Below are 24,957 nucleotides of genomic sequence, written 5' to 3'. Positions count from 1 at the left end.
CACCCCCCTTTTAATGATATGTATTCTCATTAAGCTTATTTCTCTTTAATTGATCGTTAGTTATTATGTACTACTATCTCTGCTTTTTTGATCTGTGACAGTTCAGGGTGCGGAATGTGGGTTAAAAAAGCAAAATTCACAAGCTCATTTATACCCCTTATCGAACAAGAGGCATCTTTTAAGATTGTAAAATTTTTTAATTATTAGTGTTGTTGAATTGAAGTAGAAAAAAGGAAAATTAAAAATCTCTTTTCCTTTGCGCCTTTGCTCCTTTTTACCTGGGGGTGAAACATAATTCATACCGCCATTATGCCAAGACTAATTCTTAATTGCGCCCTGAAACTCTAGCGTTTAAAAATATTTGTGTTAGATAGACTTGTCCTTCCTCATTGGTAGCCACACCAACCCCAGTTAGATTATATTTACCCTGAAGATTTTTGAGATGTCCAGGACTTTTTAACCAGCCAGAAACCGCCTCATTTGCAGGATTGCTATATCCCGTATTGTAAGCGACATTTTCTGCTGCACTGCTGTATTTAAGAGGAATAGCCATAACGCGCCGTTCAAATCCTTGATGACTAAAAGGAACTTTACCAGTAGCCATATTTTGACTGTGAATTCTCGCTTGCTGACTGATCTTTTCACTTAAATTTAACTGTCCTAGTCCCCGTTTTGCTCGATATTGATTAATTTGAGTAAAAACTGATTTCTCTAAACTATTGGTTTGAAAACTAAGATTAGATATTTTGGCTTGACTTGTCACAAGTGATGAACGCTGATATCGGCCAGTTTGTTTAGCAAAACTATTATCTGGGTTCGCAGCAGTCATATAGCCACTAGCAAGGACAAGCGTACTTAAAGCGATGCCAAAAGCAGTTTGTCGTAACATAGAGGTTTAAATTAACTAATGTATGGATTTATTGGATATATACCCTATCTTCTGATGATCAGAATACTTACCAGGATACTATTTGCCAAATATAAACTCAAGAATTATCAAATTTTCACAATTTAAATCAGTTATTTGGATAATACTTTTGTTTATTGTCATCACCTAGAGCAGCCATATTTAGTCTTAACAGAGAATAGGTTTTGTCAATGCTATTTACACTACATTACTAATTAAAATTAAAATAATTAATAAAAAATAGTATCCAATGATAGATGTCATGGATACTAAAATCTTATAATTTACAAAGACTTATCTTGACCGCAAGAAAATTTGTGTAAAATAAATTTGTCCCTGATTATTTCTGGCTACACCAATCCCCGTTTGGTTATAATTCCCCTTAATATTGGCTAAATGTCCTGAACTATTCAGCCAGCCTTGAACGGCTTGAGCCGCGGCATCTTGATGTCCTTGGTTATAAGCGACATTTTCCGCAACTCGACTGTAAGCAATACCTGTTGCTGCTACTCGTCCTGAAAATCCATCATGTCCAAAAGCGACTTTACCACTAGCCATATTTCGACTGTGAATTCTCGCTTGATTGTCAATAGTAGAATTACGGTTAAGTAGAGGTAAATTTTGCGAAGCCCGGTACTGGTTGATTTTTTGGAAAACCGCTGCTTCTATGGCAGCAGTATTCACATTACCTTGTGCAACTTGGTAATTAGGAGTTAATCCGGTCGAGAAATTAGGTTCTGAACTAGCCATTGTCCCACTAACTAAAACCAAAAAAGCCCCACCAGCAGCGGAAATAAAGCTTTTCAGCATGATTGATCACCTTTGAAAATTAATTCCTTGGGGAGGTAGATGAAATTACTCACAAGTTCTTTTGAGCTTGTATTCCTAATTCTCCCCAACTGTACTTAATGAATTAAGAACTTAGCAGCAGTTTGTACATCCTTGTCACCCCTTCCAGAACAGTTGATGATTATTTTGGGACTACCAGCAAGTTGTGGGCAAAGAATTTCTAAATAGGCGATCGCATGAGAAGTCTCCAATGCTGGTATAATACCCTCTAATTTAGACAGTCTCTGAAATGCCTCCAAAGCCTCAGCATCAGTCACACTATAATATTCAGCGCGACCAATATCCTTCATATAACTGTGTTCTGGACCTACACCGGGATAGTCTAAACCAGCACTAATGGAATGCGGTTCAATCACCTGACCGTCCTCATCTTGCAAAAGATAACTCATGGAACCATGTAATACACCCACTGTTCCTTTCGTGAGGGTAGCAGCGTGTTTATCAGTATTTACACCTTCTCCAGCGGCTTCTATGCCAATTAAACGTACCGACGGTTCTGGAACAAACTCGTGAAATAGTCCCATAGCGTTAGAACCACCACCCACACAAGCCAAGAGAATATCAGGTAAACCGCCCCATTTTTCCATAGCTTGAGCGCGGGTTTCTTCACCAATTACAGCATGAAAATCCCGCACCATCATGGGGTAAGGATGGGGACCTGCCACAGAACCGAGGATGTAATGGGTAGTTTCTACGTTCGTTACCCAGTCCCTAATGGCTTCAGAAGTGGCATCTTTGAGAGTTCCCGTACCTGCAGACACTGGACGAACTTCTGCCCCCATCAACCGCATTCTGAACACATTTAAAGATTGGCGTTCCATATCATGAACACCCATGTAAATAATACATTCTAAACCAAACCGAGCGCAAACTGTAGCCGTCGCTACGCCATGTTGTCCCGCCCCGGTTTCTGCAATAATGCGCTTTTTGCCCATACGCTTTGCCAATAATACTTGACCAAGGGCATTGTTAATTTTATGTGCGCCAGTATGATTCAAGTCTTCACGCTTTAAATAGATTTGCGCTCCTGTACCATCAGGACGGGCATAATTAGCGGTAAGGCGTTCGGCAAAATACAAAGGTGTGGCACGTCCGACATAATCACGTAATAAACCTTGTAATTCAGCTTGAAAACCAGGTTCATGGCGATATTGCTGATATGCTGTTTCTAATTCAGCTAAAGCTGGCATGAGGGTTTCAGGAACATATTTACCACCAAAGCGGCCAAAACGTCCTAAAGTATCGGGAACTAAAGCAGTTTGTGAGAAATTCAGAGAGAGGGGTGTAGTAGTCACAGATTAGGTAAAATCTAAAATTTAGAGAACAAAGTTAATTTTAATTCTAGACTTGTTGAGAATGCTCTGGTTGTCTAGTAGTCAATCTTTACCAAATTTCGCTACATTAGGAGAATGTACACTTATAGGAATTTTCAATGTCAGCACAACTGTTACTGGTAGATGACGAACCGGGATTGCGGGAAGCCGTGAAAGAATACTTGCAAGAAAGTGGTTTTAGGGTTCAAACTGCCAGTAATGCCCGTGAAGGTTGGGACTGGATGCAAGAGAACACCGCTGATTTAGTGATTTCTGATATTATGATGCCCCAGGTGGATGGCTATCAGTTCCTCAAACAACTGCGCGATGATCCCCGTTTTCAAGCATTGCCTGTGGTGTTTTTAACCGCCAAAGGCATGACAGGCGATCGCATTCAAGGCTACAAAGCGAGTGTTGACGCTTATTTACCCAAACCCTTCGATCCCGATGAATTAGTGGCCATAGTCGAAAATTTATTGGCTCGTCGCAGCGCTCAAACCTCCGCTGCTGGCGAGGAGGGCGAAACTCCAAATCTTGCCGAATTGGCTAATCAAATCGCTCAAATTAGAATACTATTAACTCATAGAAGTGCCATATCCCAATCCCCAGCCCCTTTTAAGATAGATTTGACTCCTAGAGAGCAAAGTGTTTTAAACCTAGTAGCTGAAGGATTGATGAACAAAGAAATTGCCCGTCGCTTGGAAACAAGTGTCCGCAATGTGGAAAAATATGTCAGTCGTTTATTTAGTAAGACTGGTACTAATAGCCGCACAGAGTTGGTTCGTTTTGCTCTAGAACATGGTCTAGCTAAGTAAACCTCCGGCACCGATGATGGCAGTTATGGCAGTTAATTGGTAAATAAATGGTAAATGCACCTGGATAATTTTTTCTAGTGATATGTAGACCTAATTTCACGTTTCCCAGCCAACTCATGATTAGGAAAAACAGGTGGAGACCTCTGAAAAAGTTAATCTCCAAAGCTCTAAATCAGGCTTGTGATTATGCAAAATTACAGCGATTACTATTGTGGGATAGTATCGGAGAAATTGCGTAAGCGCATGAGTTGGCGACGCATTTGTGGGGAGGCTTTAAACTCCGATATTTCCTGAGCTTTTACAGATGCTTGTAAGGTTTCTAAAAATTCATCAGACCCTTCCGTTAAAGCCTCTAGTAATACTTGTAACAGTTGCTCCCGATCGCTTAACAGACTTTTTTCTTCAATCAGGCGGAATTTGAGGTGGATTTCACACTCATAAACACCGACCTCGAGATTATTTATTTGGCGCGGTAATGCTTTGGAGTTCATAGTTTTGAAGATTCCTCTACTTAGTGGTCATACGGGTGATGGACTAGATCTCCAGAAAAATTACTTATACTTTCCCTATACTTTTGTGAATCCAAAGTTTTTGAAGATAAGAATTTTTCCTCATCCATAAAACTAGCGGCTTTGCATCATAGCAGCATAAACTATGTTTTGCGTCAAGACACAAAGGCGCGAAGTTTGAGATTTTGATAGCTTGGGTGGCATAGCCATATTTTTATGCTTTTCTACGTCAATTCTCCAACGCCAAATTGACACTCTATTTTACTCCCCCTGTATTTTTTTAGCTATATCCTACTGTTTTCTGATGTTTCTTTATCAGTTATGGCTCATGCAAGCCATGAACTATTATTCAGTTTTTGCTCTGCCATACCATAAAGTTTTCGTAAAAAACTAATTAGTCCTTGTTAAAGTTTTTTACATCAACTTGTTCAAAACGTCAAGAAATATTATTATTTTTATTTTTGCTACGTTGTCATACTTAAATAATTGTCATCAAGATGCTCCTTTGATCAATGCAATTTATAATTATAGGAAAAGCTACCCCATGGGGTAAAAAGTTTGGTAAAGTCACTATAATACAAGTACATATACATCATAAAAAAGCAGAATCAGCAAAAATATCAAAAAATGTTTTGTGAACAATCACATACAGAGAAAAAATCAATTTCCAAAATTCTCAGCCCCACCAACTCCTAAACTTCTGTATTATTGTTACAATAATTGCAGTGTAATTCAGCCAAACTCTTACACCCTCATGGATAATCCAATGCTGCTCAAGTCCACAACCCGTCATATTCGCATTTTTGCGGCGGAAATGGACTCCTATGAACTGATTCCCAGTAATCAAGTCTTGACACTAGACGTTGATCCAGACAATGAATTTAACTGGAACGAAGACGCCCTACAAAAAGTTTATCGCCAGTTTGATCAACTGGTAGAAGCATCTAGTGGCGAGGATCTAAGCGATTATAACTTACGTCGCATTGGTTCAGACTTAGAGCATTATCTGCGATCGCTCCTCCAAAAAGGCGAAATTAGCTACAATCTCTCTAGTCGCGTTACTAACTACAGCATGGGACTACCTCAAGTTGCAGTTGTAGAGAATCAATAAACTTAGTACATATCTACCTAGCCCTGGCGAATCTAATTCGCCAGGTATGTCAAGCTTTAGTGACAAGTTGAAAATTAGTTCTGCTATAGCTACATATTCCCAGCACAATAGCAGTTATGATCAGGCTGTGGGTTAAAAAAATATGGGCGGTATCATAAGCCGCTACCAAATACTGTTGAAGAAAATGCCAATTGCAGAATCGGTGGGAAAACTATGGAAAATGATGCGGTAACGCTCTGCTGCCCAAATGAATATTGTCAATCTGCTAATCCCCTCACCCACAAATTTTGCCAGCAGTGTTCTACACCCTTACCTAAGCGTTACCTCTGGGCTGTGGGGGATGATTTCAGCCCAAGCCATCCCGGATCTATCTTAGCTGATCGCTATTTAGTCATTAATAAATCCATACTTTTAGATATCAAACCTGGGTTATTGCCCCAAATTCCTGAATTAGAGGATTTAGAGAAAATTAGACCTTATCTGAAACTAATTCCCTATCGTCTCCATATACCCCAAGTTTATGGAATCCTCAATTTAGGTAATGAGCAGCCCCAAGCAGAAATATTATTATTAGAAAGACCGCCATTATTAGTTGATCCGAGTATTACTAAAACAAGTCTGTGCATTAGCTTAGATGATGCCTGGAAGGAAGCCTCATCAATCCGCCAAATTCATTGGCTATGGCAAATAGCAAATTTATGGCAACCCATGGACATTCAAGGTGTAGTATCTACCCTTTTAGACCCTGATGTATTGAGAGTCGAAGGTGTATTAGTTCGCTTATTAGAATTGCGTTTTGATAGAGAAAACACACCGACATTATCTCAATTGGGAGAATTTTGGCGACAACTGCTCAAAAATGCCAAACCAAATATTGCTCCTTTTATTCAAGAATTATGTCAGCTTCTGATGGACGGGAAAATTAATTCGTCAAGCCAACTAATTCAAATTTTAGATCAGGGATTGAAGCAATTAGAAAGATTCCAAACAACTACTATTAAAATCTATACTAAAACAGACTCAGGTCCAGTCCGTCCACGGAATGAAGATGCCTGTTACCCTTCCCGCGACACTTTGATCACTAAACCGCCCCAGGATAACGCCCTGGCAATTGTCTGTGATGGTATTGGTGGACACGAGGGAGGTAGTGTGGCTTCTAATTTAGCAATTGAAACTATCGTGCAAGAAGTCAAAGAACTGACTTCAGTTACTGAGAATCAAATAAATCCCTCACTTATACTGTACAAGTTAGAACAAGTAGTAGCAACCGCTAACGACAAAATTAGCCAGCAAAACGATAGCGAACATCGTCAAGGACGACAACGCATGGGAACAACCATTGTCATGGCTTTACCTATGGCCTATGAAATGTATATTACTCATGTCGGTGATAGTCGTGCCTATTGGATTACTCGTCATAATTGTCATCAAGTTACCTTAGATGATGATGTCGCTTCCCGTGAAGTTCGTTTGGGCTATTCGCTTTATAGAGAAGCATTGCAACACAGTGGTTCTGGATCCTTAGTTCAGGCTTTGGGAATGAGTAAAAGTACCTCATTACACCCCACATCACAACGCTTTATTATTGATGAAGATGCTGTTTTCTTACTGACATCCGATGGTTTGAGTGATTTTGACCGAGTTGAAGAATCTTGGGAATCAGAAATATTACCTATATTATCCGATAAAAAAACTATAGAAAATGTTGGACAACGACTGATAGAAATTGCCAATACTAAAAATGGACATGATAATGTCACCATTGCTTTAGTACATTATGATGTGAAATATTCTGAACCAGATATAACAATTACAGTAGATATTTCTCAGGTTTTAGCTGACACAGAATTAGATCCATTGGATGATCACCAGAAAACTCGAGTGTTAACGGAAAATAAGACCGTAAATAAGACCGTTAAATTTTCCCAAATACCATTACAGCTGTTTGTTATTTTAGGATTAACTTTATTAGCTTTTTTGTTAGGATACTGGTTTAAACTCACACAACTCCAATCACCAAGAAACATAATTCCCTCTCATTCTCCATCTTCTAGTCAGTCCCCACCTTGAGGGGGCGACAAAGAAGCTAGAGAGGTTGTTGGATAAGAATCACAGCCCTCAGACCCTGCTGATAAAATGCCATTTTTTGAGGGTGGGGGTAGTGGGGTTGCTTGTGATGATTGTAGATAATTGTAGGGTGGGTTAGCGTAGCGTAACCCACCATTATCACCTAATTTATTTTAGCTTGGGTGTTGGATTTTCTCAACCCAACAAAGCTATTAACTAAACAAGAAATTACCTCCGAACAGGTTTAAACTCGCATTGGTGCTATTAAATCCTGATGTACCGGATAAAGTCACTAATGATTGACCAGTACCAAAACCAGTATTACCACTAATACCATCCCCAACTTGTACTAATGTAGAATTACCTGATGTAATCACATCAAAATTGGCAATACCTGTAAAGTTCAGTTTATCGCCACCAGCACCGCGCACAAATTGGTAAACTGTATCTGTACCATGACCAAGAACGTAGTTAACGTTATCTACAGCAGTATCATTACCTAAGTACAGGCTGTCGTTACCTTTACCACCAGATAAATTATCAATACCAGAACCACCTTTAATCCAATCATTACCATCAGTACCAGTAAAATTGACGTTACCTGTAAAGCTACTTAAATCAAAGCGTTCAAATCCTAATACTGTTGTTCCAGGAATATTGCCAATTTGATTAGTGGTGTTGTTAGCATTAATTGTCAGACTATTAGCACTTGTTCCCCCGGTAATAATCAGGGTATCTGTGCCAAGACCACCATTGATGTTGTCATTTTGTTGTAAGTTGGTAAAGACGCTGGTAATTGTGTCATTTCCTGCAACTGCATCAATGATATCTTTGTCGTTGGTGGTGGTAATGTTATTTGTATTTGCTGTACCAGTGATTGTATTGTCTGTTAGGTCGCTGATATTTATAGTCAATTGTTTTTGATACGTTAAACCACCCTGGTCTCTGGTTTGAACGCGAATGCTGTAACTGTTTTTGGTTTCAAAGTCAAAGACAGAGTTGGTTTTAAGTTGATTTCCGCTAATGGTGAATAAACTATTATCCGTTGCACCTGTGCCGGTGACTAAACTATAGGTAAAGGTGTTTGCTGTATCTGGGTCTGTGGTGGAAAGATTACCCACTACTGTACCAATAATTTGGTTTTCCGCAATTGTGCTGGTGGAGAGTGTGAGGTTAGTAGGAGTTTCGTTAACGTTGCTGACTCCAATGGTTAATTGTTTCTCGAAGGATAACCCACCTTGGTCTGTGGTTTTGACTCTAATGCTATAACTGTTTTTGGTTTCAAAGTTAAATACAGAGTTGGTTTTAAGTTGATTTCCGCTAATGGTAAATAAACTATTATCTGTTGCACCTGTTCCTGATACTAAACTATAGGTAAAGGTGTTGTTAGCATCTGGGTCTGTGCTACTAAGATTACCAATCACTGTACCAACAGTCTTGTTTTCCGCAACTGTGCTGGTGGATAGTGTTAGGTTAGTAGGAGTTTCGTTAACGTTACTGACTCCAATGGTTAATTGTTTCTCGAAAGATAACCCACCCTGGTCTGTGGTTTTGACTCTAATGCTGTAACTGTTTTTGGCTTCAAAGTTAAATACAGAGTTGGTTTTAAGTTGATTATTGGTAATAGTGAATAAACTGTTATCAGTTGCACCACCTCCTGATACTAAACTATAGGTAAAGGTGTTTCCTGTATCTGGGTCTGTAGTGGAAAGATTACCAATCACTGTACCAATGGCTTGGTTTTCGGCAATGTTGCTATTATTTATGGTGATGTTAGTAGGTGTATTGTTGACGTTTTCTACATAGAGAGTAAAGATATCACTAACATTCGCTCCGTCCTTATCTGTAGCAATCACCTTGACATTTAATTGACCTATATTTGCTGTTTTAGGAGTACCAGTAAAGGTTCGAGTTGTAGAGTTAAAATTCAGCCAGTCTGGTAAATTACTGCCATCAGCTAAAGTAGCTGAATATTTAATCAAATCAGGAATTACGCCCTCATTGAGCAGCGTATTTTCAAATGTAGCTGTGAATAATTGATGAAGTTTTGTCGTGGGATGAAAATCGTCCCAGAAAGCGTATTGATTTGGGTCAACTGGATTAGTGGCTGTAATTAGAGGTTGGGTAATATTAGTAAAGTTGTAACTAGCAGGATTAGCCTGAAATGCTGCACTCAAACCAAAGATATCTACTAAAGATAAATCAACATTGAGGACTGGTTCTAAGTTGGTTAAAGCTTGGGTTAAAGCTGCATTAAAGCCAATAGAAATTAATCTGGCATTATCTACATTATTATTAGCAATACTTAAAGGAGTAGCACCCAAATCTGGTAAATTGCCAACAACAATTTCTTTAGCACCTAATTCTGCTAACGTTGTAATCGCACTACTAATATTAGTAACTGCATTAGTTATAGCTTGAGTAGGATTGGTGGCAAGATTTAGAAAATCATTACCACCAGCCCAGATTACGTACAATCCATCTTTACCCACGGGTGTGGCGGTATTTAAAGTTTTAAATTGCTGAATTTGTGTTAGTAAGCCAGGTACAGTGATTTGCCCAAAAGTGTTGCTTACCCCTGTATTTGCCCCCGAAAAGGCGAAGTTTTCAATTGATTGGTCTGTAAATTGTAAATTTCGTGCCAGGTAATCAATCCAAATTAAGCCATTAGAAAGACGACCTTGATAATTAGGTGGTGGTGGAAAGGTATTACCTGATGCTTGGTAGGCGTTACCTGTATCTGATAAACTGTCACCAAAGATGACCAGGTTCTTATAAGGATTAACTGCGTCTAGGTCGGAAAAGGTATTTTCAGGCAGTGTAAATGTGAAGGTAGAATTGACCTTACCTGTTTGATCTGCGATCGCACTATTTAAAATTGGCACTCTATTAAGGTTTTCAACTGTAATTGTCATGCTAATGTATGTATAGTTATTAACGTTTTTCGTCAGTAAAATTGGCAAATAGTGATAACTTGAGTGAGTGATGATACAAACAAAACTATTTTACACTATATTGTCTAAAAATAAATATTATCCATGGCAAAAATACTTGCTTGTCTAATTTTCCTTTCTGCCTAGAATATTTGTATCTGTTTAACATTTAGTTCCCCAAGCCATGTCCGGTCTGAATTTAGCGATCGCCCGTCTAGTCAATACTGGTACAGATAACTTCGTCATTTGGGTAGTCAAAGCTCCCTATCCCAGTGGCTATGTTCTCCGTGATTGTGTTTTTTCCGCCGAACTGAATCAAGTTTGGCAACAATGGCGGCAAATGTTTGCCAGCAAGAGTCCCTTAGATATTACCCATGCTTCAACTTTTCCATCAGTTAGCCTACCCCTAGCTGAAATTTCAGCGGTTGAAGGTCAAACTAAAAGTCCTTACAGTGTTCGTTTGATGCAATCCTTGGGCATCAAATTATGGCAGTGGGTATTTGATGGAGTGATTCTTAGTAGTTGGGAACGTAGCCGGGGTATGGCTACGGGGCAAAAAAGGCAATTACGCTTTCGGTTGGAAATTCGTGATCCTGATCTAATTGCCTTACCTTGGGAAATTATGCAGCCGCAAGCCGGACAACGAGCTATATCTCTGACCCAGGATATTTTATTTAGTCGCACCAGCAATGAAGTTGAACCTCTATCACATTTGCGAACTGATAAAGCTTTAAATATTCTGGTGGTATTAGGATGTGATCATAAATTACAACTAGATCAGGAAGTGTCCTTACTGAAAAATATCTTATTAAAAGATCGTCCTGCAGGAAAAACCGCCTCAGAATATGCACCTTGTACAATGAAAACACTGATACAACCCACCAGAACAGAGTTAATTCAGGAGTTAGAAACCAAAGCTTATAATGTTTTATTTTATGGCGGACACGGACTACCAGACCCAGATGGAGGCTTATTATTTTTAGCGACTGGAGACAACATTAATGGCATAGAATTAGCTCATGTTCTCACTCGTACAGGTGTAAAACTAGGAGTTTTTAACGCTTGTTGGGGAGCGCGACCAGCAGCAATCAATCACCAAGCTATACCTGCTAGTAGTTTGGCAGAAGTGCTGATTCGCCATGGTGTACCTGCTGTATTAGGGATGCGTGATGAAATTACTGATGCTGAAAGTCATAGTTTTATTAAAGCTTTTGCGGAAGCATTGCGACGGGGCAAATCAATTGATGAAGCAGTAGCAGCCGCGAGACAAGAACTGTTAACACTGTATAAATTCAATCAACCAGCTTGGACATTACCAGTTCTCTACCTCCATCCTGATTTTGATGGAGAACTAATTAAAAGCGTAGATGAAGGAATTACAGAAATTCCCGATTCTCGCATATATTCGCCTGTAAAGACAGCTTGTATGAGATCGCTCTCACCCGGGGGGAAAACTTGGTTATTAGGTCCTGGAGTCACCCGCATCGGCCGCACGAGGGATAATGATATTGTGATCCCGGAAATTTATATTTCTAGACACCACGCGAAAATTTTATGCCGAAATACCCTAATTGAAAATACACTGAGTACGATTTATTATCTGCAAGATGTATCTACTTATGGAACTACCTGGTATTTAAGCCCCAACGGTTGGCAACAGATCCTCCGGGAGGAAGTACCTTTAACATCAGGAATGCAGTTAATGTTTGGCAGTGCTAAGGGTGAAATTTGGGAATTTATTCGTGAATAATATCAATAAATTATTGAATTAATACGAAAACTTAATTTTTGAGATTGTAGCTATCAACAAGACCGAATGAATAATGACAGGAACATGAAAAATATTAACAACTTCAATGCTCTCGATTTAGAACTACTAGAAGCACTGTTAGCATCTGAAGATGCTATTTACCCATGGAATCCGGCTGATGTATGCTCCGAGGCTTATTTTGATGATTTAGAACAACAGTTTAACAGGCAAGATTTCTCAGCAAGCAAACTGATAGAAAATGCCAATAATTTTTATCATAATTTAGATAAAATTTGGGGACAAACTGTGGCTGAAACTGGAAATATTAGGAATAATACAGTTAATTACCTCCAAAAAGCTTTGTCAAATGCTTTTTCGGTGATCCCTGAATTCTTGCTCATGGAGATCGCACAAAAAGCTACAGTCGTCTTGATGGTGGAAAAATCAGCCAGTGAGAAACTAGTAGAATGTGTACAAACTTTATTACCCAATTGGGACAGAGATGATCTATTAGTTTTAGCCCGTCCTTTTGCTTATTATATGCGAAGTAGTGAACCAGATAAATTGACATCTGTAATTAAAGACTTGGAAAATCGAGATTGGTCTAATTTATCAGAAATAGAACAGGCTAAAATTAGTTTAGCGATCGCAAATTATGCCCTGGAATATCTTTCAAAATCTAACTCTCAACCCTAATTTTACTCTGTTGCCATAGTTGATTTTGGAGTTTATTTTGGGTCAAGAAAGCGGGTAGCGAAGTTTTGTGATCTGGTTGGTGATAATACTCGTGCTTTGAGAATAGCCGCCATTAAAAAAGCATAAGATAAAACACCAACTACGACCAACAAAAAAGCATTAATAGAACCTGTCGCATTCCATAAAGCGTGAAGTGCAGAGGCGCTCAAATAACCTACTGAGAGAATTTGCTTTCCTCTCAGGGGTTTTAACACAGCCAAACCAATAAAATAGCCTAAATAGCCGCTGTAAGCCATGTGTCCAGCTACAGAGCCTAAAATGCGGGGAATTAGTAGCTGTAAACCCACCAATTGACCAGAATTTTCAGAAATTAAGGGTACATATTGACCAAGAGTTTCCAGTAAAGTAAAACCCACAGCGGAAGCCGTACCTAAAAGGATACCATCTAGAGGTTCCCAAACCCCAATTCGTTCTCGCCAGGGTGACGGTAATAAATTTCCCATCAGATATGCTGCTAATACTGGTAATATTTTTAGCAACTCCTCCATTAATCCCGCACCAAAAAACATCCGTACTAGTAATTCGGTAAAGGTAATCCCATTTTGAGAAGCAGGGTCCAAGGAGCCAGGTAAAATCTCTCTGAATACTTTGATAAATAAGTCTAACAGAGGACTGAGTAAAATTAACATTGTACTCAGTGCTACAGCCATGAGTACCCACCAAGGTTTAGGTTTACCACAAAGCTGATAAACAAAGTAGTAAGCAGCAAAAGCGATATAAGATCCTACAATTACTTGATTAGCTTGGGGATGACCTACAGTAGCAAACATTAGCACGACAAAAAATACCGTCAGGATTCCCGGTATTAAGTAAGCTTTCCGGGTTAAGTCCTTACCAGTAGAAATAATCGGAAATAATTGTGTGAAGCTGACAGAATCTTGCTTTAAAGACGAATTTTGTTTATTGACAGAGGATAATACTGTAGCTTTATTCAGAGCTATCATCTTTGGTGGAGTGATAATCTCATACTCGAAGACAAATTGTGGTCCATCAGTACCAAGGGAAATGCGATCGCCCATAAGTAATTCTTGACATCCTTCTAAGTGTTCTCCATTTAAAAAAGTGCCATTAGCACTATTCAAATCACAAATTACCCAGTTGTAATGGCCATCCTTTTGCTGAACAGTGGAAACTACCGCATGACGACGAGATACCATCCGGTATATCATGGCATCCAAGACAATTTGGCAGCTAGGGTCACGTCCAATTACCATTTCTTTGCCAGTAAGCAACCAGTAGCGAGATGCTGACTCTGAAACTTCAACCGATAGCTCGCGTGGCGTAGTCGTTTTCGCCACCAGCCGCAGAAATGCATTCTGTCTTGCTTTTTTGCCTGTCATCGAGTTAGTGAGGGTGTCTAAACAGATTCTCTAGCTTTATGGGAGCATGGCTTAGGGCTAAAGCAATGTTAAGCGCTTTCTATTTTGTATTTTAGCTCTACAGCCGCACCATTGCTAAATAAATATACTATAGCTTCACTAACCTTCCCTTTGTTTCCATTCAAAATACAAAATCAAAACAGAATTTACACAAAAATATGCAAATATGTGATACTAAAAAACTGCATCAGCCAGGAAAGGATCAGATACCCGACTACTAGCCCAAAGTCAGGGATCATGTTATTTCTAGGTATTCTAGAATAGTCCTGATTTAATTTTCCTTTCTAGAATTACTACTCCGAATTATCAAATAACTAATTGATAGGGAAAGAATAGCAATACCTAAGCCAATAATTTCTATACCCTCAGTAGCTTTCAAATCAAGAATAATAATTTTTCGAGCAATAGCAATTAAGGAAGTAACAATAACTAACTCGACTTGGAGAACGTGCTTTTTCAGGTAAGCCGTGATATTTTCTAATATTTCTAAAGCGATTAAGACATTCAGAAATAATCCAAAAATATTAAATAATGTTTTACTAAAATGACCTTTTTCTGCAAAAAATATTTCCTTAAAAACAAAGATTGCCAAGTCAAAAAGTGTGGCAAATATTACTACTATCATCAATAAAGATAGGATTTTTGAAACTATGACCTCGACAATTTCAATTATGTGCATGAAATTTTTATCGCTGGCAAGTCCTAGAAAATCCTTAATTAACTTTCTCATTGGGCGCTCCTTGTTGAAAATTAGGAAGAAAATATCAAACAAAAATCCCATAGATAAATCTAGGGGATAAACAATTAAAAATTAAAAATTCACCAATTAAAAGTTTTTGAAGTTTCTTAATTTTAAACTAGTTGGAAACTTTTCTGTTTTCCAGAATATTTAAAAACATAATCATAACGATTGATAATCGCCTATCAGTTAAATTAGTGTATGGATAAGAGCTTACCATGGGGACGATTGAAGTTGATAACTTTTAACATTAGATTTTACAGCAATGGGGATTAATTGCACAGCACAGGCCTTTAATTCTGGTTGCAGAGAATCAGGACAAGCTTCTGAATGAGTAAGCGTATTAGCTTCAGCGTCATCAGCCCATAGTTTACCCCAGTGGATATGGACAAAGACAGTACCGGGAGAAATAGCTTTTGTAACTTTAGCAGGGAACTTAGTTGTACCACGACGCGATCGCACTTCTAACCACTGATTATTAATAATACCTAAATTAGCAGCATCACGGGGATGAATTTCGATAAACGGTTGGGGGTGCAGTTTGCGAATTTTCTCAATTCTGCCAGTGCGTGTTTGTGTGTGCCAATGACCGTACAATCTACCAGTAGTTAATATAAAAGGATAGTTGGGATCAGGTGGTTCAGCGAGTCCTTGAGAATAATACGCACCAAACCTAGCGCGTCCGTCAGGGGTATGAAAACGTAAATTAGTATATAGACGTTTAGTTTCTGAATTACTACCTCGTGAATAAGGCCAATGAGTTGGACCTTGTGCAGCTAAAAACCCATGACTTAAACCAGACATATCACAAGGACGCTGACGAGTTAACTGGACAAATTCTTGATAAACTTCCGCCGAATTTTGGAAATTAAACTTATCAGCAAAACCTAATCTTTTGCCAACTTCTGCGAAAATTTCCCAGTCAGGTTTTGCTTCCCTGGGTGGTTCACGAAAAGCCGAACATAGAGTTACCCTTCTTTCCGAATTAGTCATAATGCCAGTTTTTTCACCCCACTGAGACGCAGGTAATAAAACATGAGCATAAGCTGATGTTTCCGTAGGATAATAAGCATCTTGATAGATAGTAAAAGGAGACTTTAATAAAGCTTGTTTAGTGCGTTCTAAATCTGGCATACTCACAGCAGGATTAGTCGCAGCAATCCATAATAAACCCACATTTCCAGTTTCTAACCCAGTGATCATTTCCCAAGCAGTTAAACCCGGAACAGAGGAAATTTGACCTGTTTCTAAACCCCAAAAAGCCTCAACTTCTGCGCGGTGCTGTGGATTTTTTACTAACCGATAACCGGGTAATAAATGTGATAAACCTCCCGCTTCTCTACCACCCATAGCATTAGGTTGACCAGTTAAAGAAAAAGGACCAGCACCAGGTTTACCGATTTGTCCGGTCATCAAATGTAAATTAATAATGGTTCTAACTTTAGCCGTACCTTCGGAAGATTGATTAACACCCATTGACCATAAAGAAAGTACAGATTTTGATTTTCCCCAATATTTAGCAGCAGTTTCTAAATCTTCAACACTAATACCACAACTATTAGCGACAACCTCGGGTGAATAATGGCGAATTACTTCCGCATAAGCCGGAAAATTGTTAGTACAATCATCAATAAAAACCGTATCTATATAATTCCATTTCATTAATAAATAGGCAATACCATTTAATAAATCAATATCCGTACCTGGACGAATAGCTAAATGTAAATCGGCTGCTTCTGCGGTAGGAGTGCGCCGAGGATCAACCACAATTATTTTAACACGACGATTTTTTTTATGATATTTTTCCAAGCGATTAAAAATAATTGGATGACATTCCGCCGTATTTGTGCCAATTAAAAAAGCACAATCAGTTAATTCCAAATCATCGTAACAACAAGGAGGACCATCAGAGCCAAAACTTTGAATGTACCCAGATACCGCACTAGACATACACAACCGGGAATTAGCATCGAAATTATTAGTTCCTAAACAACCTTTGAGTAGCTTTTGAGCAATATAATAATCTTCGGTTTGGAATTGTCCAGAACCGTACATACAAATTGAATCTGTAGCTTGATTCAATTGCAATGTTTGAATCCGTTGGGTAATAATATGAAAAGCTTCATTCCAACTCACACGCCGAAATTCTTCATTTAAAGAATCGCGCACCATAGGATGATACAATCTATTTTTATCCAAAGATTCAGCAATAGTCGCACCTTTAACACATACCATTCCCTGACTGGAAGGGTGGGATTTATCACCTCTAACTCGCCAAATGGGAATTCCTTGATCATCTCGATTTGTGGCTTTTCCATGTTGGGCTGGTGGAGAAACTTCTAAACCGCAACCGACACCGCAATAAGGACAAAGTGTTTTAGTAAATTCATTCATGGTAAGTAGGTTGGCGTTAAAAATTGTCGTTATGACAAGGGAACAGGGAACAGGGAACAGCGAACTCTTAACTCTTAACTGGGAAGAGGTTTTGGGCAACTTTACTTTTCGTTACTTATGTCGGTTTTCTTCGGTTCACCTACTTAGTTATAATTTTTGATTTCACGGGGAGACGCTTCAGGCGCAGAGTTTATGTTATTAACGTAAGTTGCTAGTTAGGGAAAATGTCATAATCAGGATATCCAAGATTAAAGGATGAACAGGATGAAAACAGAAAATTACTCACCAATTACCCATTACCAATTACCCATTACCAGCCTCAACTAGATAACTAGCAACTTGAGTTATTACCTTCGCGCCTTGGCGTGAGATATTTATTCTTCTACTATTAAAATTGGTTGGTGGTTAATTTTTGCTTCTTCAATTTCATTGTCAGATGCAAATGAATCTTTTGGTTCTTTGAGGAAGAATCCACACATAAAGGCACAAATCATGGCGGCTATTCCCATTGTAGCAAATAGGGTTGATGGGTCTGTTAAACTGTAGATTGTTAGATAAACTACGCCACCAAAATTACCATAAGCACCAACGTTTCCAGCTATTTGTCCGGTTGCTTCTTTTTTGATTAATGGGACTATTCCGTAAGTTGCACCACAACCAGCTTGGGCAAAGTAAGCGGTAAACATTGTGACTGCAATTGCGAGGGGAATAGGCCAATCTTTGTTAATGAAATGTGCCATTAAGTAGCCAATTGCAATTCCAGCGGAAATAATGGTCATTGTCCATTTACGCGAACCTAATTTATCAGAAATTAAACCGCCACTAGGACGAGAAAATAGATTAAGAAACGGATAAATAGATGCAATCATTCCGGCTACAATATGTTCCAAACCAAAGGTTTTTTCAAAGAATGCAGGTAGCATGGAAACCGCTGCTAGTTCTGAACCAAAGTTGGTAATGTAGGTAAATTCTAATAATGCTACTTGTCCAAATTGATAACGTTGATTTGCTGGGTAGGTCTTTTGTCCTATTAGTAATTCTTGATTGACTTGATATGCTTGGTAGGTTTGATAAGCAAATAATCCTGCTAAGACAACCCAAACTATATACATTTGGCTGAGTGTGAGAAAATGAATTTTCTTTTGTTCTAGTCTCCAAGCTAATAAACCTAATGCGAAGATTAAACCAAAATTAGAAACAATCAGCGCCCAAAAACTTTTGATGGAAGTTACTTCTAATGATCCATTTTTCTTGGGTTTTTGATAAACTTTACCATGGGGTGTATCTTGCACGTTTTGATAGTAGAATAAGCCGTAAACTGCGGTGACAATTCCTGTTAATGCAATGGTCAAACGCCAATTAGATAAACCACCATCTAAAAAGCTAGTTGCAATTGCAATTGTTGGTAATGCAAATTCTGATCCAAATGCTCCAAAGTTACCCCAACCTCCATAAATACCTTGAGCAATTCCCATTTCTTTAGGAGGAAACCACTCTGCTACCATGCGAATACCAACAACAAACCCAGAACCAACTATTCCCATTAATAAACGACTAATTACTAATTGGTTGAAGTCTTGGGCTAATGCTGTGAATAAACAGGGGATAATCGCAAACATTAATAATAGGGAATAGGTAATTCTTGGACCGAATTTATCCAATAACATCCCAATAATAATCCGCGCGGGAATTGTTAATGCTAGGTTACAAATTCCTAAGGTTTTAATTTGTTCTGGTGCTAAATGTAATTCTTTACCAATTGTGGTTGCAAAGGGGGCAAAGTTAAACCAACAAACAAAGGTTAAGAAAAATGCCAACCATGTCTGATGTAAAATCCGATAACGTCCTTGAAGTGAAAATAGTCCTTTTAGCATTTTCTTTGCTCACAAAATAAGTAGGTTGGCGTTAAAAATTGTCGTTATGACAAGGGAACAGGGAACAGGGAACAGGGCAACTTTACTTTTCGTTACCTATGTCGGTTTTTTTCTGTTCACCTACTTACGAAAATTCACTGACAATGATTAAATTGCCAAAATTGATGATTTATCAACCACTGATAAACCCAGATGATTTAATATCTAGTTTATGAGGTTAATTTTTGGTTTTAAGCTATTGCTGGTTCTCGTAATTTTGCCCCAAATTGAGTAATTAGTATTTCTCTTAATATGGGTTGTAAGTCTTCGCAAGGAATACCTTTTTTCACACAAGTTCCTAAATGTGCATCTTTCCCCACTGTTCCACCCATATAAATATCCACACCTTCTAACATTTGCCCATTTTTACGGACTTTAGTTCCCATGAGGCCAATATCTGCTACTTGGGTCTGTCCACAGGAATTTGGGCATCCTGTCCAATGAATTCGCACCGGATGTGATAAAGTTAATTCAGATTCCAATGATTTAATCATTTCTAAGGCGCGATTTTTGGTTTCTATTAAGGCAAAATTACAAAATTGTGCGCCAGTACATGATACCAATGATCGCATTAATAAGCCAGGGTTAACTGCAAATTTCTCTAATATGCCTTCTGTGTAAAATTGTGTTAAACTACTATCGGGAATGTTGGGGATAATAACATTTTGTTCTACGGTAAACCGGATTTCTCCACTTCCGTAAACTTCCGCTAACCGCGCAATTTCCAACATATCATGAGCAGATAATCTCCCCACGGGAATATTTAAACCTGCGTAGTTAAATCCCGCTTGCTTTTGTTTATATATGCCTAGATGATCCCGTTTTTCCCAGTTAATTTCATCTTTGGCAGCTGCGGGTAATAATGATTTACCAAAACGCTTTTCTACTTCTGTGCGGAATTTTTCTATACCCCACTCATCGAGTAGCCAAATCAACCGGGCTTTTTGTCTGTTTGCGCGTAAACCATGATCTCGAAATATCTCGACAATGACTTTGGATAATGATACAACATCGGCCGGTAATACCCAAACATTTAAAGGCATAGCGGTTTCACAACGTTTTGCGGAAAATAAACCACCGACAATGACGTTAAAGCCAAAGACTGGTATTTGCTCTTGATTTGTCAAAAAAGCGGGAATAAAGGCTAAATCGTTAATTTCTGCGTGAACTGAATTATCTCTTCCCCCAGTAATTGCAATGTTAAATTTCCGAGGAAGATTACTAAATTCTGGATTACCTTCACCATTGTTAGTCAGCATATCCTGGATTTGCTGGACTAATTCTCTGGTATCATATAATTCATTTATGTCCAAACCAGCTACAGGATCACCTGTAATATTGCGGATATTATCCATCCCAGATTGGATAGTAGTCAATCCCACTTTGTGAAATTTATTAAAGATATTGGGAATATCTTGAATTTTTATGCCGCGTAGTTGTATATTCTGTCTAGTGGTAATGTCAGCGCTGCCGTCGTCACCGTAACGCTGTAGTACCTCTGCTAAAACCGATAATTGATTGCTAGTGAGAATACCATTAGGTATCCGCATTCGCATCATGAATTTACCGGGGGTCACTGGACGGAAGAATACACCTAACCATTTTAGGCGGTGGTTAAGGTCATTTTCGTCCATTGCTTCCCAACCGATTTGCGCGAACTGCTCTATTTCGTTCTTAACCGCGAGTCCGTCTTTTTCGGCTTTGAATTTCTCGAATTTATTCAGTTTTTCTGTGGTAGCTGCTGTATCTATCATGGTCTTTTCTTGGCAGATAGGACTTAATTAACTGTGTACCCTTTCATCACTTCTGTATTTACCACTTTGGGGAAATAACTGATAGTAGTTTCCTGTTTTGTGTTTGTAACAGTTGCGATATTGATAACTTAGTGTGATTTTTTATAACAATTCGTATACTAGGTTACTAAAATCAAGTGATTATGCAAAAAATGGATATCATAATTGCTATGATTGCATAAATCAAAAATTTGTTTTTCTAGATGAGCTTGTATAAATTTTAATGCGTTCGTATATGAAGATAGGAATGTGTCTCACGTAGAGACGCTTCCGGCACTGAGAGTAAAAGCTTTAAGGTTTTTTGATTTAACTAAGGTGTTAAAATGTGGAGATTTGATCAAATTTTGGCAGTATTAATATATATTAATTGGTAAGAAATCAGGTATTATTAAAAGCAATTATGAAACGTCGTGACTTTATCAACTGGGTGGGATTGGGTTTTTTAGCTAGTTCTCTACCTATAGCAATTGCGGCTTGTTCTCCTGAAACAACCGCAGCACCTAGTTCTAGATCTAATACTGCTACAAAAGGCTGGCAAAAGGTGGGTACTGTGGCACAATTAGACAAAACTGGTCAATTATTGGCGGAAAATTCGCCAATTGGTGCAGTGTTGGTGGTGGGAACATCGAAAGCTGTTAAAAGTTTAATCGCTGTTAATCCTACTTGTTCTCATGAAGGTTGTACCATTGACTGGAAAGCAAAAGAAAATAAATTTGTCTGTCCCTGCCATGGTGCAGAGTTTGCTCGTGATGGTAAACTCAAACGGAGTCCTGCTAAAAAGCCCCTCAAAACTTACCAAACAAAGATTGAAGCTGGTTCTGTGTTTGTGAAAACAGTTTAAGATGTTCTGAAACCCTGGGTTTCTGACGGAAACCCTTTTTCAATAATCTCTATCAGAGTAAATAATCACTTATTAGCTAGTATTTCCACTAATTTATTTGTATGAAGTAAATACTAAATGAAAAATTAGTTAAATTAAAATTATACGGAAAATGAGTTAAGTCCGTTAAATTTATCATGTATCATCAGGCTAAATCAAAATGCGTTTAGAGCAGTTGCAAGCCTTTTTGGCGATCGCACAAACTGGCAGTTTTCAACAAGCTGCAAAACAATGTGGTGTTACCCAATCTACCATTAGTAGACAAATTCAGGGACTAGAGGCAAATTTGGGGGTAGAACTGTTTCACCGCAGTACTCATGCTAAATTAACTTTAAGCGGTGAACGCTTACTCCCCCGTGTCCAGAAAATTTGTCAAGAATGGGAATCTGCTACACAAGAGTTAACGGACTTAATGGGAGGAAAGCAACCAGAATTATGTATTGCAGTCATTCATTCTGTTTGTGCTTCTTATTTACCACCAGTGTTACAAAAATTTTGCCATGATTACCCAGAGGTACAATTGCGGGTAACATCATTGGGAAGCGATCGCTCGCTAAAAGTTCTCAAAGATGGTTTAGTAGATTTAGCAATTGTTATGCACAATCGCTTTTTAATCACAGGTAAGGAAATGGTGGTAGAAGTGCTATATGATGAACCAATAGAGGTTTTAGTTGCAGCTAATCATCCCCTATCTGAATATGAATCTATCCCTTGGTTAGAATTAATTCGCTATCGTCAAGTAGTATTTAAAGAAGGTTATGGGATGCAGCGTCTCATTCAGGATAAATTTGAAAGTAGGTCAACCAAACTCAGCGCGGCTTTAGAAGTAAATACCTTAGAAGCCTTTCGGGGAGTAGTTCGTCAAGGAGAACTAATTGCTTTACTTCCCCAGTCAGCATTAATAGAATCTAGAAATGATCCTACTCTTGCAGTTCGTCCCTTAGCCGAAAATAACAATTTAGCCGATAATTCTGGTTTGACTCGTCGGGTAGTGATGGTAACAACTTATGACCGTCTCCAGATTCCTCCCATACAACACTTTTGGGAACTTGTCAAGAATAATATTCCCGCAATGAGAACAGACCACTGAGTAATGACTAATGACTAAATTTAGAGAATTTATCCAAAAAATAGGTAGCGGAAATCACACATCAGAAAATTTAACCCGTGATGAAGCGGCTACTGCTACAAGAATGATGTTATTAAATGAAGCTACACCTGTACAAGTTGGTGCATTTTTAATTGCTCACCGTATTAAACGTCCCACGGGAGCAGAATTAGCAGGGATGTTAGACGCTTACTATGAACTCGGTCCAAAGTTGCAATCAATAGGACAACCTGTAATTATTTTAGGTATACCCTATGATGGCAGAACTCGTACTGCACCGATTAATGTGATTACGGCTTTACTATTAGCTGCTGCGGGACAACCTGTAATTATGCACGGAGGAGATCGTTTACCGACAAAATATGGTCTACCTTTAATCGAAATTTGGCAAGGTTTAGGAATAGATTGGACTAGTTTAACACTAGAACAAACCCAGCAGGTTTTTGAGGACACAGGAATTGGCTTTGTTTACACCCCAAAGCATTTTCCCCTCAATCAAATTTTGTGGTCATATCGTGAGGAATTGGGTAAACGTCCACCATTAGCAACCATGGAGTTAATTTGGTGTCCCTACGCTGGTGATGCTCACATTATTGCTGGTTTTGTTCATCCCCCAACAGAAGCAATGTTTCAAGTGGCTTTAGGGTTACGTGGGGTGAGGGAATATACTTTTATTAAAGGTTTAGAGGGTAGTTGTGATTTACCACGCGATCGCACAGCCATTATTAGCTTATCTTCATTAAATCCAGATGAATTAACTCGGTTACAACTCGTACCCCGTGACTATGGTTTTATAACTAAAAATGTGCCTCTAACTACCACAGCAGAACTAATCAATGATTTGCAAGGGGTTTTGACGGGAAACGCCAGCGAACTATTGCAAACCGCTTTATGGAATGGTGGTTTTTATTTGTGGCGTAGTGGTATTTCTCCAGATATGCAAGCGGGTATAGATAAAGCTGCTACATTAATCAGCAGTGGTGTAGTCAAGGCTAAACTTGACGAAATCAGTACGGTGATGTCTGATATCGAAGCGTGGCGTTAGCCCAGGATATCCAGGATCAAAGGATGTACAGGATGAGGAGGGGGATTTTCTGATGATGTCAATGATTTAAAATGGTGCGTTACGCTGTCGCTAACACACCCTACTAAATAATTTAAGATAGTTCTTCCTTATCAAGATGAGGATAACATATTTCAAATCCCTTGTCAACACCTGAAAAGCAAATTTTTCGCGGTTTTTTTGCGTTAATTGTTGTTTTGTGGGGTGATGTCAGAATCAGGATGTCCAGGATGAAAGGATGTACAGGATGAAGATGGGGATTTTACAGCAGTTTCCAATATTCACAAAGTACAGATATTAATAATAAAACTTTTGTGGTGCGGGCATCTTCCCTGCACAAGGTAAAGTTGCTGTATTATATAGCGAACTGCTTGCAGCAGCGCTTCGCTATCGCTATGCTACACCCAAAGTCTTCACCAATGGTGCGCTACGCTGTTGCTAACACACCCTACTATTTGGCTGTTTCCTGTCAACTGTCAACTGTCACCTAATTTCAGATAGTTCTTCCTTATCAAGATGAGGATAACATATTTAAAATCTTTTGTCAATTTTGTCAGAATCAGGATATCCAGGATGAAAGGATGTACAGGATGAGGAGGGGGATTTTTTGATGATGTCAATGATTTTAAATGGTGCGTTACTATATAATATAGCGAACTGCTTGCAGCAGCGCTTCGC

The 24,957-nt window shown here is 38.7% G+C and carries 19 protein-coding genes; 8 read left to right on the top strand and 11 right to left on the bottom strand.

Annotated elements, in window-relative coordinates; genetic code table 11:
* Nucleotides 1-325 precede the first annotated feature (325 nt).
* From FFO06_RS18020 to trpB, 3 genes are all read right to left on the bottom strand, one after another.
* Complete coding sequence (locus tag FFO06_RS18020) at nt 326-889, bottom strand: CAP domain-containing protein (protein ID WP_137909272.1); 564 nt, start codon at nt 887-889, stop codon at nt 326-328.
* A 312-nt stretch (nt 890-1,201) separates the two neighbouring features.
* Nucleotides 1,202-1,717: a CAP domain-containing protein gene (locus FFO06_RS18015; protein ID WP_137909271.1), complete on the bottom strand. Its 516-nt coding sequence runs from the start codon at nt 1,715-1,717 to the stop codon at nt 1,202-1,204.
* Between the two features lie 95 nt (nt 1,718-1,812).
* Complete coding sequence (trpB, locus tag FFO06_RS18010) at nt 1,813-3,051, bottom strand: tryptophan synthase subunit beta (RefSeq protein ID WP_137909270.1); 1,239 nt, start codon at nt 3,049-3,051, stop codon at nt 1,813-1,815.
* Between the two features lie 137 nt (nt 3,052-3,188).
* Here trpB and FFO06_RS18005 point away from each other — a divergent pair, with 137 nt between their 5' ends.
* Nucleotides 3,189-3,884, top strand: a complete 696-nt coding sequence (locus FFO06_RS18005) for a response regulator transcription factor (protein WP_137909269.1) — start codon at nt 3,189-3,191, stop codon at nt 3,882-3,884.
* A gap of 206 nt (nt 3,885-4,090) precedes the next feature.
* Here FFO06_RS18005 and FFO06_RS18000 read toward each other — a convergent pair whose 3' ends face one another.
* Both FFO06_RS18000 and FFO06_RS21240 read right to left on the bottom strand, forming a co-directional pair.
* Nucleotides 4,091-4,375 (bottom strand): Npun_R1517 family heterocyst differentiation transcriptional regulator, encoded by a 285-nt coding sequence (locus FFO06_RS18000; RefSeq protein ID WP_028084297.1) that lies wholly within the window; start codon nt 4,373-4,375, stop codon nt 4,091-4,093.
* Between the two features lie 132 nt (nt 4,376-4,507).
* Entirely contained in the window at nt 4,508-4,648 is a 141-nt protein-coding gene (locus FFO06_RS21240; protein WP_162501209.1) for a hypothetical protein, read from the bottom strand.
* A gap of 499 nt (nt 4,649-5,147) precedes the next feature.
* Here FFO06_RS21240 and FFO06_RS17995 point away from each other — a divergent pair, with 499 nt between their 5' ends.
* A complete protein-coding gene (locus tag FFO06_RS17995) occupies nt 5,148-5,504 on the top strand; it encodes an NAD(P)H-quinone oxidoreductase subunit M (RefSeq protein WP_137909268.1) in 357 nt (118 codons plus the stop codon).
* A 213-nt stretch (nt 5,505-5,717) separates the two neighbouring features.
* Nucleotides 5,718-7,574: a PP2C family protein-serine/threonine phosphatase gene (locus FFO06_RS17990; RefSeq protein WP_137909267.1), complete on the top strand. Its 1,857-nt coding sequence runs from the start codon at nt 5,718-5,720 to the stop codon at nt 7,572-7,574.
* 209 nt (nt 7,575-7,783) lie between these two features.
* On the opposite strand, the gene FFO06_RS22095 is transcribed toward FFO06_RS17990, so the two are convergent.
* Nucleotides 7,784-10,486, bottom strand: a complete 2,703-nt coding sequence (locus FFO06_RS22095; protein WP_137909266.1) for a cadherin domain-containing protein — start codon at nt 10,484-10,486, stop codon at nt 7,784-7,786.
* A 202-nt stretch (nt 10,487-10,688) separates the two neighbouring features.
* Between FFO06_RS22095 and FFO06_RS17980 the strand changes: the two genes are divergently transcribed.
* The gene (locus tag FFO06_RS17980; RefSeq protein ID WP_137909265.1) at nt 10,689-12,254 is read left to right on the top strand and encodes a CHAT domain-containing protein; all 1,566 of its coding nucleotides are present in this window, start codon (nt 10,689-10,691) and stop codon (nt 12,252-12,254) included.
* 84 nt (nt 12,255-12,338) lie between these two features.
* A complete protein-coding gene (locus FFO06_RS17975) occupies nt 12,339-12,950 on the top strand; it encodes a hypothetical protein (RefSeq protein ID WP_236097177.1) in 612 nt (203 codons plus the stop codon).
* Nucleotides 12,951-12,982: 32 nt separating this feature from the next.
* On the opposite strand, the gene FFO06_RS17970 is transcribed toward FFO06_RS17975, so the two are convergent.
* The 5 genes from FFO06_RS17970 to FFO06_RS17950 all read right to left on the bottom strand — a co-directional run bounded on the left by FFO06_RS17970 (nt 12,983) and on the right by FFO06_RS17950 (nt 21,189).
* The gene (locus FFO06_RS17970; protein WP_137909263.1) at nt 12,983-14,350 is read right to left on the bottom strand and encodes a PrsW family glutamic-type intramembrane protease; all 1,368 of its coding nucleotides are present in this window, start codon (nt 14,348-14,350) and stop codon (nt 12,983-12,985) included.
* Between the two features lie 310 nt (nt 14,351-14,660).
* A complete protein-coding gene (locus FFO06_RS17965) occupies nt 14,661-15,119 on the bottom strand; it encodes a phosphate-starvation-inducible PsiE family protein (RefSeq protein WP_137909262.1) in 459 nt (152 codons plus the stop codon).
* Between the two features lie 222 nt (nt 15,120-15,341).
* A complete protein-coding gene (locus FFO06_RS17960; RefSeq protein WP_137909261.1) occupies nt 15,342-17,522 on the bottom strand; it encodes a molybdopterin oxidoreductase family protein in 2,181 nt (726 codons plus the stop codon).
* Nucleotides 17,523-17,896: 374 nt separating this feature from the next.
* The gene (locus tag FFO06_RS17955) at nt 17,897-19,396 is read right to left on the bottom strand and encodes a NarK family nitrate/nitrite MFS transporter (protein WP_137909260.1); all 1,500 of its coding nucleotides are present in this window, start codon (nt 19,394-19,396) and stop codon (nt 17,897-17,899) included.
* Between the two features lie 230 nt (nt 19,397-19,626).
* Nucleotides 19,627-21,189: a ferredoxin--nitrite reductase gene (locus tag FFO06_RS17950; protein ID WP_137909259.1), complete on the bottom strand. Its 1,563-nt coding sequence runs from the start codon at nt 21,187-21,189 to the stop codon at nt 19,627-19,629.
* A 439-nt stretch (nt 21,190-21,628) separates the two neighbouring features.
* Between FFO06_RS17950 and FFO06_RS17945 the strand changes: the two genes are divergently transcribed.
* The 3 genes from FFO06_RS17945 to FFO06_RS17935 all read left to right on the top strand — a co-directional run bounded on the left by FFO06_RS17945 (nt 21,629) and on the right by FFO06_RS17935 (nt 24,261).
* The gene (locus FFO06_RS17945) at nt 21,629-22,069 is read left to right on the top strand and encodes a QcrA and Rieske domain-containing protein (protein ID WP_137909258.1); all 441 of its coding nucleotides are present in this window, start codon (nt 21,629-21,631) and stop codon (nt 22,067-22,069) included.
* 199 nt (nt 22,070-22,268) lie between these two features.
* Nucleotides 22,269-23,198: a LysR family transcriptional regulator gene (locus FFO06_RS17940; protein WP_137909257.1), complete on the top strand. Its 930-nt coding sequence runs from the start codon at nt 22,269-22,271 to the stop codon at nt 23,196-23,198.
* Nucleotides 23,199-23,208: 10 nt separating this feature from the next.
* Nucleotides 23,209-24,261 (top strand): anthranilate phosphoribosyltransferase family protein, encoded by a 1,053-nt coding sequence (locus FFO06_RS17935; RefSeq protein WP_137909256.1) that lies wholly within the window; start codon nt 23,209-23,211, stop codon nt 24,259-24,261.
* Nucleotides 24,262-24,957 lie beyond the last annotated feature (696 nt).

This window comes from Dolichospermum planctonicum (genome assembly GCF_005402965.1).
Classification (GTDB): Bacteria; Cyanobacteriota; Cyanobacteriia; order Cyanobacteriales; family Nostocaceae; genus Dolichospermum; species Dolichospermum planctonicum.
The sequence above is the reverse complement of the archived record's forward strand: the minus strand, read 5'-3'. Positions and strand labels throughout refer to the sequence as shown.